The following is a 17760-nucleotide window of genomic DNA, read 5'->3' on the forward strand; positions in this document are numbered from 1 at the left end:
AAAAATTTATTAATCGTTCAAATTAATTCTGACTTAGTTTGCTAGCTTTTTCTTTGCTTGCTTTTCCTTTATTACCTTGGTTCATTTTTAAACTCATTTAAAAAATTTCAAGGACCATCATATTGTTTAATTTTCAAAGACCGTTCCACTTTTGACGGTGGAGTTTTATTGTATCACAATAAATAAGAAAATGTCAACAAAATTTTTGGTTTTTCTCATAAATTGTTCACACAACTTTTAACATTATAACAACCATATATCATTTTGTCAACACTTTTTTAAATATTTTTTATTTATTTTTTTCTATTAAATTTTTAATTTCTTTTACTATATAATCTGTTATAACCTGAAGGTCTTTTTCCCCTTCAAAAAAACCTGGTTCAATAGGCTTTCCGTATACTAATTTATTTGTTTTAAAGAAATGAGGTTTTCCGACTAATGCACAAGGTACAACTCCGCAGCCTGTCTTTTTAATAAGAAGAGCCATACCATTTTTTGCCTCTCCCATTTCTCCTGTTTTTGAGCGTGTACCCTCAGGAAAAATAATTAATGACTTTTTGTTATTAAGAACTTCAATTCCCTTTTTCATTGCACCGATATCCCCTGAGCCTCTTTTAATAGGAATAACGTTTGCTCTTTTTAGTATCCACCCAATAATTGGAATATTAATTACTTCTTCTTTAGCAATAAAGTGGAATTCTGTTTTTCTGTTACATGCAAGAAAGAATGCATCGGTCATTCCTATATGATTTGCACAGAATATATATCCTGTTTCATCTGGAATATTTTCCTCGCCTACATATTTTACACGAAAGCAAACTTTAACAAATATCGTAAGTATTCCCCTTACAAATTTATACCAACTCACAACCCTATTCTCCTTTTAATTATGTACTTTCTTTAAACATATATTATAAATAAGTTCAACAGTTTCGTCCATGGTTAAATCACTGTTGTCAATTATAACTGCATCATGAGCAGGACAAAGAGGGTCGATTTCTCTTGTTGAATCATTTTTATCCCTGAACTTTATATCCTCTAAAATTTCTTCATACGGAACTTTTTTATCAAGTTCTAAATATCTTCTTTTTGCTCTTTCTTCACAAGATGCAGTTAAAAATATTTTAACATCTGCATCAGGAAAAACTCGGTTTCCTATATCTCTTCCGTCCATTACAACGCTTGTGGTCTCTCCCATTTTCTTTTGCATTAAAACCAGTTTATCCCTTACTTCCTTTATAACTGCAACTTTTGAAGCGTAAATAGAAACCTCTGGTGTTCTTATTTGTTTTGATACATCTTCATTATTAAGGAAAACAATCTGATTGTTATCTTCATATTTTAACTCAATGTTTATCTTATCACGCAAAGAAACAACTTCTTCGGGTTTAAGATTATTTTTTATACAGTAAAGACCAACACAGCGGTACATAGCACCTGTATCTACATATATAAATGAAAGTTTTTTTGCAACTGTTTTAGCAGTTGAACTTTTACCCACACCTGCCGGTCCGTCTATTGCAATTTTATAAGTTTTCATAACACACCTCTTTAACAATTCATTCCTGCAGTATAACCTGTTGAAAACGCTATCTGAAGATTAAACCCTCCGGTATACCCATGAACATCAATTATTTCTCCTGCAAAGAACAAGCCTTGAACTAATTTTGATTCCATTGTTTTAGGGTTGATTTCTTTAACATTTACCCCACCATCAGTAATAATGGCTTCATCTATACTTCCTTTGCATTTTACTTTAAATGTCAGGTTCTTTAAAAGATTTAAAAGATTTTTTCTTTCCTCTTTTGTTATTTGATTGATTTTTGTATCAGGATTTATTCCTGATAATTCTATTATTACCGGAATTATTTTTTTAGGAAGCAGTTCAAATAATCCGTTGGAGAAATTTTTATTGTTGTATTTTGAAAAATCAGCAAGTATTCTTTTTTCTAATTTTTCATAGTCAAGCGCAGGTTTTAGGTCAATAGATAATGTATAATCTTTTGAGTCTTCAACAAAGGATGACATAGACAAAATAACAGGGCCGCTTACACCGTTTGATGTAAATACCATTTCTCCAAAATCTGAATAGACAACTTTTCCGTTTTCGTCAGTAAGATTAACTGATATATTTTTTAAAGAAAGACCTTCCAACATTTTAGGATATCTGCTTTTTAAAACAACAGGAACCAATGCAGGTTTTAATTCGGTTATTGTATGGCCTAACGGTTTAACAAAATTATAACCGTCCCCTGTACTTCCTGTTAAAGGATATGACATTCCGCCTGTTGCAACAACAACGCTATTACAGTTAATAATTCTGTTATCTGAAAGTTTAACTTTTGTTACTTTATTATCTTCTACTATAATCTTTTCTGCTTTTACAAATATTTTTTCTGCCCCTTTGGTATATTGCTTTAAGGCTGATAAAATATCATTTGAACGGTCAGACACAGGGAATATTCTTTTTCCCCTTTCTTCCTTCAAAGGAACATTATACCCTTCAAAGAAATTCATAACATCAAGATTGGTAAAATTATAAAATGCGCTGTATAGAAAACGCGGGTTTCTTACAATAAAATCAAAAAATTCTCTAATATCTGCACCGTTGGTTACATTACATCTGCCTTTGCCTGTTATAAGCAATTTTTTACCTAAGATATTATTTTTTTCTACTATAATAACTTTTTTCCCGGACTTTAACGCTGTTCCTGCTGCCATAAGACCTGCAGGCCCGCCACCGATAACAACTACATCTGTCGTCATTTGTCATAAACCTCGTATTCATCCCATATATTTTCAAGTTTCTTAAATGTATCTGCTATTTCTTCAGGTTTACTCATAGCAATAGCCACAATAATTGCATTGATAAGACTAAGCGGAGCAACTAATGAATCTGCAAAAGATGCCATATCACTTCTTGCAATCAATGAATAATCTGCAACCTGAGTTAAAGGAGACATATGGCTGTCTGTAAGTGCGATAATTTTACTTCCGCATTTATTTGCATATTGAAGCGCATTTAAAGTTCTTCTTGAATACCTTGGAAAACTTATTCCAATTATAACATCGTCTTCAGAAATATTTATAATCTGTTCAAACATTTCACTTACACTGTTTGTATGTATAAGTTTAACATTATCAAACATAAGATTAAAATAAAAGCCTAAAAACCCTGCCAAAGAAGCAGAACTTCTTACACCTACTATATAAATTGTTTTAGCATTAAGAATTGCTTTAATGGCATTATCGAAAGTGCTTTTATCAATATTTGCAAGTGTTTTTTTCAGTTTATCTATATCAGAGTTTATAACGCTCTCGAGTATCCCCTCTTTATTAAAGGAAGAAGATGTTATCTCTATTCTCTGAATTGAAGTTAATTTTCCTGAAATAACTTCTTTTAATCTTTTTAAAAATTCAGGATAACCCTCAAAACCTATTTCGGTTGCGAAACGCACAACGGTAGAATCACTTACGCCGACTGTTTCGCCTAATTTTGCCGCTGTCATATATGCAACTTTATCACTGTTATTTAAAATATAATCGGCGATTTTTTTATGCCCTTTACTGAAAGTAGAATATCTTGCTTCTATTGTTTTTAATAAATCCTGCATAACTTTACCTCGTTATTAAATCAGAATATTTTTAATTTTTCTTCTTTTCTATTTTCTTTTTATTTCCGTCTTTATCTAAAACATAAACATTATCAAGAGTGTTAAGCATTCCTTGACGAAACTGTCTTATATATTCTTTTCTTAATTTATCCTGTTCTTCCTTTTCTAAATCTGTAAGACCCTCAGTTTTAGATTTTTTAGAAAGAAAATTTATTCTTTTAATTAGTTCATCAGTCATTTTAATTCTCCTGTATTTTTTCTAATTTTGCAAATGTTGCCATAAGATTTTTCTCTTCGCCCGAATCAAAAAGAATGGTAACTTTATAATCTGCCCCCAATTTAAGCATTTCTTTAATTGTTCCTTCGCCAAACTTCTTATGAATAACTCTGTCTCCTTTTTTATAATCAATTTCTACAGGTTTTACATAAGAATTTACATCATAACTTGCAACACTTCTTGTAAATGGCGAAACATTGGAAGACTGATAATTATTTTCCGCCATCCTTTTAGTTTCAACATTAAGAAGTTCTTTAGGTATTTCTCCTACAAACCTTGAAGGTCTTGAAAACATAGTGTTACCAAAAAGAGTTCTTCTTCCTGTTACTGTAATATAAAGTTCTTTTTTTGCACGGGTAATGGCAACATACATAAGGCGCCTTTCTTCTTCTAACTCATCCGTTGAGCCAAAAGAACGCGAAGACGGGAATATACCCTCTTCTACCCCTGCTATAAACACCAGATTAAATTCCAAGCCTTTTGCTGCGTGCATACTCATAAGCACTACTGCATCTTCTTGCGAGTCATAATTATCTATATCAGATAAAAGTGCCATATTTTCTAAGAAAGAAGACACCGATGGTTCTTCTTCATTTTCTTTAAACTCTTTTACCATAGATTTAAGTTCGCTTATGTTTTCAACCCTTGTTCTTGCTTCAATCGTACCTTCTTTTTCCAACATATCAAGATACCCTGAACCGTTTATAACAATATTAAGATAAGCCTCGATATCAGAAAGTTCTACCCTAAAGTCATAAATCAGTTTTACAAAGTCTCTTAATGTTTTATGATATCTTGAAAGTTCATCGTAAGTTTCTATTTTTTCGCACACTTCAAAAAGTGATATTCCTTCGTTTAACGCAATATCAGATATTCTTTCTATTGCAGTTTTACCGATACCCCTTTTTGGCTCGTTTATAACTCTTTTAAAACTTATATCGTCTTTAGAGTTAAAACCTATTCGCATATATGCAATAATATCTTTGATTTCTTTTCTATCAAAGAATCTTAAGCCACCGACAACTCTGTGAGGAATGGCATTTCTTAAGAAATATTCTTCAATAGCACGGGACTGTGCATTCATTCTATATAAAATGGCAACATCACTGTATCTATTGCCTTTTTTTACATAGTTTTCAATAACATCCCCAATTTTTGCCGCTTCATCTTTCTCGTCATAAGGATTTAAAAGATTGATTTTTTCGCCTTCCTGATTATCGGTCCACAATTTCTTGTTTTTTCTTTTAATATTATTGGCAATTACAGAATTTGCACTGTTTAATATATTTTTTGTAGAACGATAATTCTGCTCTAACTTTATAACTTCTGCATTATCAAACTGCTTTTCAAAGGATAGTATATTGGAAATATCCGCCCCTCTGAATTTATAAATACTCTGGTCATCATCCCCTACCACGCACACATTCTTGCTTACCTTACCCAAAAGAGAAATAAGCATATACTGAATTTTAGATGTGTCCTGATATTCGTCCACCACAATATATTTAAAACGATTCTGCCATTTTGATAATACTTCTTTTTGAGTTTTAAAAAGTCGCACTGTCTGAAAAATCAAATCATCAAAATCAAGGGCGTTAAACTTTTTAAGTTTTGCCTGATAAAGTTTATACACTCTTTGAACTTCATTTGAGATATTATCTTTTCCCTGATAATCTGATACTTCATCAGGCGAAATATATTTATCTTTAAAAGAAGAAATATAGGACATAAACACTTTATGAGAAATAACCTTTTCATCTATATGAAGTTCGTCCATACAGTCTTTAATAAGGGTTTTTGAGTCCATTGCATCATATATGGCAAAAGATTTATCATAGCCTAATTTATCTATATCCTGCCTTAAAATTTTAACACATGCAGAGTGAAAAGTGCATATCCACATTTTATCTGCAATATCCCCAACAAGATTTTTAATTCTATCTCTCATTTCCTGTGCCGCTTTGTTGGTAAAAGTTATGGCTAAGATGTTATAAGGGTCAACAGGGTTATAAGAAAGAAGATTATCTGTATAAAAATCTAAATTTTTATTTCTTAACCTTTCAAGTAATTCTTCGGTTAAGTTTTTAGGAAGATACTCTGTATTAAAACTGTTACCGTATTTTATCATATAACTTATACGGTTGGTTATGGTAGTTGTTTTACCACTTCCTGCACCTGCAAGTATAAGTATCGGCCCGTCAACCTTAAATGCAACATCTCGTTGAACAGGGTTTAAATGTTTATACTTTTTAGAAAGTATTTCTTTTTTTATGCGGGTAAATTCCTTTATCATTTTTATCCTCTATATATATTTAAAAAGTTTTGTATATTTTTTTGATATAACAGTTTCCACTTCGCAAGAGAGTAGTGATTCAATCTCATAAAGTGCAATATTTTCAGTTTCAAAATGTCCTGCATCAATAATTGCTATCCCACATTCCATACATTCAATGGCTATGTGGTGCTTAACCTCACTGGTAACAACAGCATCAGCGCCACATTCTATTGCTTCTTTATAAAAATCACTTCCACTGCCAGGTATAACAGCAACTTTACTGATTATTTTTTCTTCGTCGCCAATATATTTTAGGTTAGGAATATTAAGTTTAATTTTTACTTTATTTAAGAAATCTTCTAAACTGCAAGGAGCAATTTCTCCAATTCTGCCAAGAGAAAATTCAGCGTCTGATAAATTTTTTACATTAAAAAGGTCGAGAATTTTTGCGAGTGCATATGCAGTGCCGCATTTTGCTTTATCAAAATTTGTGTGATATGATAGTATGTTTATATTATTGTCTGTAATTTTTTTTATCTTTTTACCGAAGTTTAGAGAATAATCAATAGAAAAAAGTGGCGAGAATATAAAAGGATGATGTGTGATAATAAGGTTTGCACCTATACTTATAGCCTCATCTATTACATCCATTGTGCAATCAAGCGCTACTAAAACTTTAGAGATTTCACAGTCTAAATCTCCTACCATAAGGCCCACATTATCCCATTCTTCTTTTAAATTCGATGGAAATTCTCTTTCAAAAATATCATAAATTTTTCTAAGTTTACTCATAATATTTCTCCACATCCAAAAGAAAAGTTTTTAACCTATTCTTTTCTTCCTCTTTATCAGATTTAGCATTATTCAACTTATCTAAAACATTTAGTGCCTGTTTTCTTCTTAATTTTATGTAATAGTTATAAATATCGTCTTTATTATGATTATCTGGATGCCCTAAAATCAAGAAACTTTCATTGTCATAATTTTTTTCTTCTTTTCCAGGCGTTACAACTAAAATATTGTATATCTTCTCATTCTCTTTTGAGAGTATTTCTTTTACTATTTTAAACCCATTGTTTATAAGATATTTTCTTAAATAGTCCTGAGAATACATAGGCTGAAGAATAAATTTATTAACGCATTGCGCTTTTTCGTAACTTTCGTTTAAGATTTCAGAGATTAGTATTCCACCCATCCCTGCAATAATAACAGTATCTGCTTCGTCTTTTTGCATAGGGCATATTCCACTGCCTAATCTAAGTTCTATTTTTTCGCTAAGACCTGCAAGACGGATATTTTTCTTAGCATTGTCAAGCGGCCCTATATTTATATCTGCAGCAATTACCCTGTTTGCTCTTTTTTCCTTTATTAAAGATATGGGAACATAACCATGGTCAGTTCCCACATCAAAAACAGTATCTGATTTTTCTACAAGATTTTTTACAGTTTCCAATCTGTTAGTTAACATATTTACACTCCAAATAATCTTCTGGCATTATCAAAACTTAATTTTGCTATATTTTCTACTGTGTCTTCTCTTAAAGTTGCAATTTCTTCTACAATATATTTTAAATTGGAAGAATTGTTCCTTTCCCCTCTTTTTGGATGAGGAGCAAGATACGGACAATCGGTTTCTATTAAAAACCTGTCATCGGGAACATACTTTGCAACTTCCTTTACATATTTTGCGTTCTTAAATGTTACGGGCCCTGCAAATGAAATATAATAACCTTTATTTAATAATATCCTTGCAGTTTCCACACTACCTGAGAAACAATGAAAAACACCAACATTATCTTTTGAAAGCACAATATCAAGCGCGTCTTTAACTGCTTCTCTTTCGTGAATTATAACAGGCAGTTTAAGTTCTTTTGCCAAATCAAGATGATTTGCAAATTCTATCTTCTGCTTTTCTCTTTCTGAATTATCATAGTGATAATCAAGGCCTGTTTCGCCTATTGCCAGAATCTTTTTATGTTCGCAAAGTTTTCTTAATAAGTCATAGTCGCTGTTGGTTACAGAATCTGCATCATGCGGATGAACACCGACTGCACCAAGACAAAAATTATATTTATCACATAGTTGAGCGGTTTTATAAGACGAAGGTATATCATAAGAAACATTCATAATATATTCCACATTTTCTTCTTTATTAAGTGAAATAAGAAGTTCGTTTCTGTCTTCATCAAATCTTTCATCCATATAATGAGCATGTGAATCAAAAAAACTTAGCATATAGTCGCTCCTGAATTAACCAAGCCGTCAATTTCAACTATTTTTATACTGCCATTATCATCAGAAGATAAAATCATTCCTTCTGACATAATTCCTCTTAATTTAACAGGTTTTAGGTTTGCAATTATAACAACATTTTTACCTATTAAATCTTCGGGCTTATAATATTTTGCAATGCCTGAAACTATTGTTCTGGTAGTACCAGAAACATCGAGAGTAAATTTAAGAAGTTTATCTGCTTTTTCAACCTTTTCGCAGTTTATAACTTTTGCTACTCTTAAATCTAATTTTTCAAAATCTGAAAACTCAATTTCTTCCTTAAATTCAGGTGCTTTAACTGTGGATGCTTCAATTTCTGCTTCAATTTCTTTCAACTTTTCGCCCTCGTCAATTCTTGCGAATAAAGGTGAGCCTTCCCCTACTTTATGAGAGTTTTCTATATTACCGAATGTTTTAATACTTTCGTATGACACATCTTTAATATTTATCTGTGAAAGTATATTTAAAGATGTTTCAGGAAGAAATGAAGATAAAAGCACAGCAGAAATTCTTATTGTTTCTATAAGATTATAAAGACAGGCGTTAAGTTTATCCTTATCTTCTTCATTCTTTGCAAGAACCCATGGAGTTGTTTCATCTATATATTTATTACTTCTTCTTAAAAGATTGAATATTTCAGACAAAGCATCGCTTACTTTAAATTCGTTCATTTTATCAGTAACAATTTTAACTGTATTTAAAGCACATTCTTTTAAGTCTTTAGAATATTCATCTTCATATGATGATTTTTCGATAACTCCGCCAAAATATTTGTTAACCATTGCAACCGAACGGTTAACAAGGTTACCCAATGTGTTTGCAAGTTCAGAATTATATCTTGCTATAATATTATCATAACTTATTGTACCGTCCTGAGCGTATGGCATTTCAGATAGAAGATAAAATCTAACCCCGTCAACGCCAAAGTGACGAACAAGGTCATCAGCATACATAACATTTCCCTTAGATTTACTCATTTTATCATCGCCTGATAATAACCAAGGATGGCCGAAAATCTGCTTAGGAAGAGGAATATCAAGAGCCATAAGCATAATAGGCCAGTAAATAGTATGGAATCTTAAAATATCTTTTCCGATAACATGAACATCACATGGCCAGTTTTTATTAAATAATTCTGACGGATTTTCAGGGTCATAACCTAATGCTGTGATATAGTTTGACAATGCATCTATCCACACATATATAACATGCCCTTCGTCAAATGTAACAGGAACACCCCATGTAAAAGATGTACGGGATACACATAAATCCTGAAGACCTGCTTTTAAGAAATTATTTACCATTTCTTTTTTTCTTGATTCAGGCACAATAAAATCAGGATTATTTTCAATATATTCAATCAATCTGTCTGCATATTTGCTCATTTTAAAGAAATATGCTTCCTCTTTAGTAAGAGTTACTTCTCTTCCACAGTCAGGACATTTACCATCTACAAGTTGGGTTTTAGTAAAGAAAGATTCACAAGGTGTGCAATAATGCCCTTCGTATTCTCCCTTATAAATATCCCCTTTGTCATACAGTTTCTTAAAAATTTTCTGAACTGTTTTCTTATGCATAGGGTCAGTTGTTCTTATAAACTGGTTATAGGTAGTATTCATTAAATCCCAGATAACTTTTATATCCCCTGCAACTTTATCAACATATTCCTGAGGGTTTATACCCTGTTTTTCTGCCTCTAACTGAATTTTCTGACCGTGTTCATCTGTACCTGTCAGAAAATATACATCGTATCCTAAAAGTCTTTTAAATCTTGCAATAGCATCAGATAATACGATTTCATAAGTGTTTCCAATATGAGGTTTTCTTGATGCATATGCAATGGCAGTTGTTATATAGAATTTTTCTTTCATATTCTTCATTCCTTTATATATAATTTCACAAAAAACTTTTAATTTTTAGTGATGTTCTTATTTCCCTTTTATTTTTTCCCAATATTCTTTAGTTGCTCTTTCAACTTTATTATTACCATATTCATAATATTTTGCATTTTTGATATTATCCGGAAGATACTGTTGCAAAACATATGAATCAGTATAAGAATGAGGGTATTTATATTCTTTTCCTCTTCCTAATTTTGATGCTCCGCTGTAATGCGCATCTTTTAAATGGAGAGGAATATCTCCGCAGTCTTTATTCTTTAAATCAAATATAGCACTGTCTATTGCAGATATTGAAGAATTTGATTTAGGAGAAGTAGCAAGAAGAATTGTAGCCTGTGCAAGAGGTATTCTTGCTTCAGGTAAACCAAGCATAAGTGCAGAATTACATAGAGAATTAACAATACTTGCTGCCTGAGGATAAGCAAGGCCGATATCTTCACTCGCAATTACCAAAAGTCTTCTTATGGCAGATTTTATATCTCCGCCCTCTATAAGCCTTGCAAGATAATGTATTGCAGCGTCAGGGGCGCTTCCCCTTACAGACTTCTGAAATGCACTTAAGACATCATAATGATTATCATCCGATTTATCAGACCTTAACGATTTTTTAAATATGGCGTTTTCTACTTCTTCCAAAGTAATTTCACTTTCATCCATTTTAGAAAAATATAAAAGTTCAACCATATTGACAGCACTTCTTACATCTCCGCCACTTACTTCGCATATATGGTTTATGGCATCAGATGAAAAAGATACTTTTCTTTCTTCGTTAAGTATTTTTATTGCTCTTAATACTGCTTTTTTAACATCAGAAGTTGTTAACGGTTTAAATTCAAAAACTGATGAACGCGATAAAATAGCATTATAAACATAAAAATACGGATTTTCAGTTGTGGATGCTATCAGTGTTATACTTCCGTCTTCTATAAATGATAATAAAGATTGCTGTTGCTTTTTATTAAAATTCTGAATTTCGTCTAAATATAATAAAACGCCTCCCATAGAGTCAAAGCCTCCAAGGTCGTCAATTATATCTTTTATATCCGAAACGGATGCATTAGTTGCATTTAATTTATATAGTTTTTTATTTGAAATATTCGCAAGAATATTGGCAATAGTAGTTTTGCCTGTTCCGGGTGGCCCGTAGAAAATCATATTGGGAATATTTTTTGTTTCAATAATATTCCTTAATATTTTGCCTTCTCCAATCAAATGTTCCTGACCAAAAACTTCATTTATATCAAGCGGTCTTATTCTGTCTGCTAAAGGCTTAATTTTCTCCACCCCCTATTTTTTATTCTTCATCTTTAGTGTAGTCTTTTTCTGATAAAATTTCGTCAATAACTACTCCTTTATAGTCATTATCTTCAAGATGAAGGCATTTTTCACAGTTATCACAAATCTTGTTAGAATCCAAATCACAAATATTACATTCGTTGCAATCTATACAATCTCTGTCATATAAAACACATTTTTTCATACATTCACCTCATCCGATGTAAGAAGCCATTCAAGAGTAGGGTTTACACCAAACTGTTTTTTAAGTTCATAGTATTTGTTAAGTGCCTTTTCATTCTTGGAAGACACTTTTATTGCTTTTAACATTATATTTTTAGGAGTATCAAGCGGAGAAGTATATTCAATAACTGAAACCTTATATCCGTTTGCCTCCAAAAGAAGTGTTCTTAATGCATCGGTTAATATATCACAAAATCTGCGATTAAATATACCATGTTTTAAAATATCTGAAAATGGCTCATATTTAATCTGATTAGATAACTCTTTATGGCAACAAGGAACACATATTATTGCTTTTGATTTATGCTTTATACCCGAATAAATAGCATAATCGGTTGCAATATCGCATGCATGAAGAGAAATTACAAGGTCTATTTTTTTATTTAAATAAAATTCCCTTAAGTCTTCCTTTAAAAACTGCATATTGTTGTAATTAAGTTGCTCTTTTATTTTATTTGACGCTTTAATAACATCTTCGTTATAGTCAATACCATAAACAAAACATTTCTTTTTAAGAATTTCTGTTACATAGTAGTTTACAGCAAAAGAAAGATAACTTTTCCCACACGCACAGTCTAAAATATTAGAGTCTTTGGAAAAATCAATATCAGAAATAAGTTCAATAAAACGGTCAATCTGGTTATATTTTCTTACCATATCATTTTTGATTTTACCGTTATCCGCCATTATTCCTATAGCCTTAAGAAGAGGCTCAGAGCTTTCCCCTTTTATTATATATTCTCTTCCGCCAACAGTAGAATTTTTAACAACTATATCTTCACTTGATGTTTTCTTGTTGGTTGAATATACATTTTTATTATCTGCTACAATTTCCAATGTGGAAATTCTGTCAATATAATCTATAACTACACTGTCATACTTATCAAGTTCTTTTGATATAACATAAGGAATATCTTTTATTTTAATTTCTCTTTTTTCGCCAAGGTAATCAACAACAAGGCTATCTTCATAATAAATTTTTAAAAAGTATTCCTTAACACCTGATTTATATGTAACAAGTATGCTTTTAAATATATCATTATTTTCTTCAAGTTTTACACATAAACTTTGAAGAAATAAATTTACTTTGGCAATACTCTGACTTATCATTTTATGCCGATATCCTTTCTGTAATGAACATCAGTAAAAGTTATATTATCAACAGCATTATATGCATCGGCTATTGCAGTATCAAGGTCTTTTGATTTTGCTGTTATACCAAGCACTCTGCCACCCTGAGTATAGTATTTTCCGTCTTCTTTTTTAGTTCCTGCATGATAAACAAAAACATTATCTGACACAGTATCAAGACCGTAAATTTCATAGCCTGTCTGATATTTTTTAGGGTAACCGCCTGATGCTTCAACAACGCATACACAAGCATTATCTTCCCACTCAACATTTATCTTATCTAATGTGCCATCGCATACTGCACAGAATATATCCACAATATCTGTTTTAAGGCGAGGAAGAACAACCTGAGTTTCAGGGTCGCCAAATCTTGCGTTATATTCTATAACCTTTACTCCGTTTTTTGTTGACATAAGCCCGAAGAAAATTACTCCTTTATAGATAATTCCTTCGCTTCTTAATGCCTTTACAGTTGGAATAAAGATATTATTCATACATTCATCTTCAAGTTCTTTTGTATAAATTCTGCTTGGAGAGAATGTACCCATTCCACCTGTGTTAGGGCCTTTATCGTTATCATATGCTCTCTTGTGGTCCTGAGCAGAAACCATAGGAACAATAGTTTCTCCGTCGCAGAATGATAAAACGGATATTTCAGGGCCTGTTAAAAATTCTTCTATAACAACACGGTTGCCTGAATCGCCAAATATTTTATCAACCATAATTTCTTTTAAAGCATCTTGTGCCTCATCAAAATCATTGGCAATTATAACGCCTTTTCCAAGCGCTAAACCTTCTGCTTTAATAACTGCAGGATATGTATTTTCGCTTTTGATATAATTTAATGCTTTATCATAGTCTTCAAAGACTTCGTATTTTGCAGTAGGAATGTTATATTTTTTCATAAGTTCTTTTGAAAAAACTTTACTTCCTTCTATCTGCGCTCCCTCTTTAACAGGACCGAAAACTTTAAGACCTGCATTTATAAATGCATCAGATATTCCGTATACCAACGGATCGTCAGGGCCGATAACTGTAAGGTCAATATTATTTGATTTTGCGAATTCGATAAGTTTATCAAATTCCATTACCTTTATCGGTACACATTCTGCTATATCTGAAATGCCACCGTTACCTGGTGCGCAATATATTTTAGATACTTTTTTACTTTCACTTATTTTTTTAACAATGGCATGTTCTCTTCCGCCACTTCCCACAACTAATATATTCATAAAAGTTTTCCTCTCAAATTTAATTTTAATGGTGGAACAGTCTTATACCGTTAAACGCCATTGCTATACCATATTTATTACAGGTTTCTATAACATTATCATCACGGATAGAACCACCCGGTTGAGCAATATATTTAACTCCGCTCTTATGTGCTCTTTCAATATTATCGCCAAACGGGAAGAAAGCGTCAGAACCTAATGCAACATTATCAAGAGTTTTTAACCATTCTTTCTTTTCTTCTCTTGTTAAAGGCTCAGGTTTTTTAGTAAAGAAGTTTTCCCATATTCCGTCTTCCAAAACATCCATATAATCGTCAGAAACATATACATCTATTGTATTATCTCTGTCAGCTCGTCTTATATCTTCTTTAAAAGGAAGATTAAGAACTTTTTCGTGCTGTCTTAGATACCATACATCTGCCTTATTACCTGCAAGACGTGTACAGTGAATTCTTGATTGCTGACCTGCTCCGATACCGATAGCCTGTCCGTCTTTAACATAACATACAGAGTTTGACTGAGTATATTTAAGTGTTATAAGCGCTATAAGCAAATCAATCTTTGCATTTTCAGGAATTTCCTTGTTATCAGTTACAATTTGTGAGAGAGCATCCATATTGATTTCAATATTGTTTCTTCCCTGTTCAAAGGTTATTCCAAAACAGTCTTTATGTTCTATTACTTCTGGAACATAGTTAATATCCATTTCGATTATATTATATGTTCCTTTTCTTTTTGATTTTAAAATTTCTAATGCTTCAGGCTCATAACCAGGAGCAATAACACCGTCTGAAACTTCTCTGTGGATAAGTTTTGCAGTCGGCACATCACAAATTTCAGAAAGCGCGATAAAATCACCGTATGATGACATTCTGTCAGCACCTCTTGCTGCAGCATATGCAGTAGCAAGTGGAGAAAGTTCCAAATCATCAACAAAATATATTTTCTTTAAAGTATCAGACATTTCTCTGTAAACTGCAGCACCTGCAGGGCTTACATGTTTAAAAGATGCAGCAGCAGGAAGATTAGTTGCTTTCTTTAATTCTTTTACAAGCTGAAAACTGTTAAAAGCATCAAGAAAATTTATATATCCTGGTTTTCCGTTTAATACTTTAAGTGGTAATTCACCGTTTTTTGCAAATATTTTTGCAGGTTTCTGGTTTGGATTACAACCATATTTTAATTCTATTTCTTTCATCTTAATCACCTTTATACATTTTTATTGATAATTCTTGTGTCAGATTTTCCTGTTTCTAAGTTGATGTATCTTACAAATAAAGAAACTTTATTATCAGGGTTTAATGCTTCCCATACATTTTTTGTAAATGTATCAATATCGCCTTTTAATTCTACTTTTTCAGGCTCTCCCTCAAAAGATGGAATAGGATTACCGTCGCATTTATATGTATGAATAAAATGACCGATTCCTGGTTTAGTGTTATAATATTCGTAAAAATATCTGTGGTCGCCGTCGCCATCGCCGTCAGCACTTTTTAGAATTGACAATTTATAAAAATCGCCTTCAACGATACCTGAAATTCTTGGTGTGAAGTTTGGAGCATCAGGCTCATATCTTCTTGTTCTTAACGCTTCTTCAAAAGTTTTACCGTCTTTTATAAAATCATAAACTGTATCAGTCTGGTCTCCGTTTGTAACTATTGTTTTAGAATCTATTACTCTTACAGGAGAATAAATGATAAGGCTTGGGTCAACCAATTTCTTTTCGTCAAATGCCTTGGTTTTAATGCCCTCTCCGTCTTCTAAAAATATTCTGTTACGACTGTTTTCGCTTCTTCCCATTATAAAATACGCTATAACCATAGAGCAACCGCAATCACATTTTCCGATTACTATACCTCTTCCAGGATAGGTATTATTTTTTAATTCATCATATAAATTAAGTAGTTTCATTATAACCCTCCGTTACAAATTAATTTTACAGCCTGAGGAAGTATTTTCCACTCTGCTTCTTCCATAACTCTTCTCTGAAGAATTTCAGGAGTGTCCCCCTCTTTTATATCTACTGCCTTTTGCAGAATAATTTTTCCTCCGTCTGTTATCTCGTTAACATAATGAACTGTTGCACCTGTTACTTTAACACCGTAATTAAGTGCTTCTTCATGAACTTTAAGCCCATAAAAACCATCGCCGCAAAAAGACGGAATTAAAGACGGATGAACATTTATTATTCTGTCTGAATATTCTTTTAAAATATCGCCCTTTAAAATATACAAAAATCCTGCAAGAACGATAAGGTCTACTTTGTTTTCTCTAAGATGTAAAAGCAGTTCATCACAGAAGTTATCATTGCCTTTACTTATTATAACTTTATTAGGAATATTGTGATTTTTCGCACGTTCTATTGCGTATACTCCCTCTTTATTTGAAACAACAGTAACTATTTTACCGTTAATTTCGCCCTTTTCCATTTCATCGATAATAGCCTGAAGATTACTTCCGGAGCCGGAAACTAAAACTGCAATATTTAGCATATTTCCACTTCCCTTGTGCCACTTATAACTTCACCGATTATGTATGCATTTTCGCCCATCTTGTTAAGAATGTCAACTGCTTTTTCGGCATCATTTTTATCAACTGCCATAACAAGACCTATTCCCATATTAAATGTGTTAAACATATCTTTTTGGGAAACTTCTCCAAGTTTTGCCATAAGTTTAAATATAGGAAGCACTTCAAAAGAGTCTTTTATAACCTTTGCAGACTGACCTTCATTTAACATTCTTGGAATATTTTCGTAAAAACCTCCACCTGTAATATGAGAGATACCTTTAATTTTAACTTGTTCGTTAAGACCTAAGATAGTCTTAACATAAATCTTTGTAGGTGTGATAAGTTCTTCTCCAAGAGTTTTACCAAGTTCGTCATAATATTTATTAAGTTTATCTTTTGCTAAAGAATCTTCACAGTTTAGGTCAAATATTTTTCTTACAAGAGAATAACCGTTTGAGTGAACACCACTTGATGCAACACCAATCAAAGTATCCCCAACACTGATGCTTTTACCGTCTATAATATTTTCTTTGTCAACTATACCAACGCAGAAACCTGCAAGGTCATATTCATCAACAGAATAAAAACCTGGCATTTCTGCAGTTTCGCCACCGATAAGCGCACAGCCTGACATAACACATCCGTCAGCAACACCTGAAACGATATCTGCAACCTTTTCAGGAACATTTTTACCAACTGCAAGATAATCAAGGAAAAACAATGGTTTAGCGCCTGAACATGCAATATCATTTGCACACATTGCAACACAATCCTGACCAATTGTGTTATGCTTGTCTGTTAAAAAAGCAATTTTAAGTTTAGTACCAACACCGTCTGTGCCTGATACCAAAACAGGATTTTTATAATTTGTGCCAATCTCAAAAAGACCGCCAAATCCGCCAATATCTGTCATAACACCATCAATAAATGTTTTCTTAACGTGTTTTTTCATTAAATTAACTGCTTCATATCCGGCTGTAACGTCAACACCGGCTGCTTTATATGCATTACTCATAATCTGTATCTC

18 protein-coding genes are annotated in these 17760 nt (G+C 32.2%); all 18 read right to left on the reverse strand.

Annotation, left to right across the window (positions count from 1 at the left end; genetic code table 11):
- Positions 1–289 precede the first annotated feature (289 nt).
- From IKZ35_01700 to IKZ35_01785, 18 genes are read right to left on the reverse strand one after another with little or no spacing between them, the layout of a single operon-like run.
- Complete coding sequence (locus IKZ35_01700) at positions 290–868, reverse strand: 1-acyl-sn-glycerol-3-phosphate acyltransferase (protein MBR4892678.1); 579 nt, start codon at positions 866–868, stop codon at positions 290–292.
- 15 nt (positions 869–883) lie between these two features.
- Positions 884–1540, reverse strand: a complete 657-nt coding sequence (locus IKZ35_01705) for a (d)CMP kinase (protein ID MBR4892679.1) — start codon at positions 1538–1540, stop codon at positions 884–886.
- 11 nt (positions 1541–1551) lie between these two features.
- On the reverse strand, positions 1552–2766 hold the full coding sequence (locus tag IKZ35_01710) for an NAD(P)/FAD-dependent oxidoreductase (protein ID MBR4892680.1): 1215 nt from the start codon (positions 2764–2766) through the stop codon (positions 1552–1554).
- A complete protein-coding gene (locus IKZ35_01715; protein ID MBR4892681.1) occupies positions 2763–3614 on the reverse strand; it encodes a MurR/RpiR family transcriptional regulator in 852 nt (283 codons plus the stop codon). Before IKZ35_01715 ends, IKZ35_01710 begins: the two co-directional genes overlap by 4 nt.
- A gap of 31 nt (positions 3615–3645) precedes the next feature.
- Positions 3646–3852: a DUF896 domain-containing protein gene (locus IKZ35_01720; GenBank protein ID MBR4892682.1), complete on the reverse strand. Its 207-nt coding sequence runs from the start codon at positions 3850–3852 to the stop codon at positions 3646–3648.
- A 1-nt stretch (position 3853) separates the two neighbouring features.
- Positions 3854–6184, reverse strand: coding sequence for a UvrD-helicase domain-containing protein (locus IKZ35_01725; protein ID MBR4892683.1), 2331 nt, complete (start codon positions 6182–6184; stop codon positions 3854–3856).
- A gap of 9 nt (positions 6185–6193) precedes the next feature.
- Complete coding sequence (locus IKZ35_01730; GenBank protein MBR4892684.1) at positions 6194–6958, reverse strand: Nif3-like dinuclear metal center hexameric protein; 765 nt, start codon at positions 6956–6958, stop codon at positions 6194–6196.
- Positions 6951–7634: an SAM-dependent methyltransferase gene (locus IKZ35_01735; protein ID MBR4892685.1), complete on the reverse strand. Its 684-nt coding sequence runs from the start codon at positions 7632–7634 to the stop codon at positions 6951–6953. Before IKZ35_01735 ends, IKZ35_01730 begins: the two co-directional genes overlap by 8 nt.
- Before the next feature lie 2 nt (positions 7635–7636).
- Positions 7637–8401 (reverse strand): TatD family hydrolase, encoded by a 765-nt coding sequence (locus IKZ35_01740; GenBank protein ID MBR4892686.1) that lies wholly within the window; start codon positions 8399–8401, stop codon positions 7637–7639.
- Positions 8395–10311: a methionine--tRNA ligase gene (gene metG / locus IKZ35_01745; protein MBR4892687.1), complete on the reverse strand. Its 1917-nt coding sequence runs from the start codon at positions 10309–10311 to the stop codon at positions 8395–8397. Before metG ends, IKZ35_01740 begins: the two co-directional genes overlap by 7 nt.
- A 57-nt stretch (positions 10312–10368) precedes the next feature.
- Positions 10369–11616 carry a replication-associated recombination protein A gene (locus IKZ35_01750; protein MBR4892688.1) on the reverse strand — a complete coding sequence of 416 codons (1248 nt, stop codon included), beginning with the start codon at positions 11614–11616 and terminating at the stop codon, positions 10369–10371.
- 19 nt (positions 11617–11635) lie between these two features.
- Positions 11636–11821, reverse strand: coding sequence for a hypothetical protein (locus tag IKZ35_01755; protein MBR4892689.1), 186 nt, complete (start codon positions 11819–11821; stop codon positions 11636–11638).
- The gene (locus IKZ35_01760; protein ID MBR4892690.1) at positions 11818–12969 is read right to left on the reverse strand and encodes an SAM-dependent methyltransferase; all 1152 of its coding nucleotides are present in this window, start codon (positions 12967–12969) and stop codon (positions 11818–11820) included. Before IKZ35_01760 ends, IKZ35_01755 begins: the two co-directional genes overlap by 4 nt.
- Positions 12966–14222 (reverse strand): phosphoribosylamine--glycine ligase, encoded by a 1257-nt coding sequence (gene purD / locus IKZ35_01765; GenBank protein ID MBR4892691.1) that lies wholly within the window; start codon positions 14220–14222, stop codon positions 12966–12968. The genes IKZ35_01760 and purD overlap by 4 nt, the downstream gene beginning before the upstream one ends.
- A gap of 25 nt (positions 14223–14247) precedes the next feature.
- Complete coding sequence (locus tag IKZ35_01770; protein MBR4892692.1) at positions 14248–15420, reverse strand: phosphoribosylaminoimidazolecarboxamide formyltransferase; 1173 nt, start codon at positions 15418–15420, stop codon at positions 14248–14250.
- Positions 15421–15431: 11 nt separating this feature from the next.
- A complete protein-coding gene (locus tag IKZ35_01775; protein MBR4892693.1) occupies positions 15432–16133 on the reverse strand; it encodes an IMP cyclohydrolase in 702 nt (233 codons plus the stop codon).
- The gene (locus IKZ35_01780; GenBank protein MBR4892694.1) at positions 16133–16714 is read right to left on the reverse strand and encodes a phosphoribosylglycinamide formyltransferase; all 582 of its coding nucleotides are present in this window, start codon (positions 16712–16714) and stop codon (positions 16133–16135) included. The genes IKZ35_01775 and IKZ35_01780 overlap by 1 nt, the downstream gene beginning before the upstream one ends.
- Positions 16708–17748, reverse strand: coding sequence for a phosphoribosylformylglycinamidine cyclo-ligase (locus IKZ35_01785; protein MBR4892695.1), 1041 nt, complete (start codon positions 17746–17748; stop codon positions 16708–16710). The genes IKZ35_01780 and IKZ35_01785 overlap by 7 nt, the downstream gene beginning before the upstream one ends.
- Between the last annotated feature and the right edge of the window lie 12 nt (positions 17749–17760).

It is taken from the genome of Clostridia bacterium, from assembly GCA_017554615.1.
Classification (GTDB): domain Bacteria; phylum Bacillota; class Clostridia; order UMGS1840; family HGM11507; genus SIG450.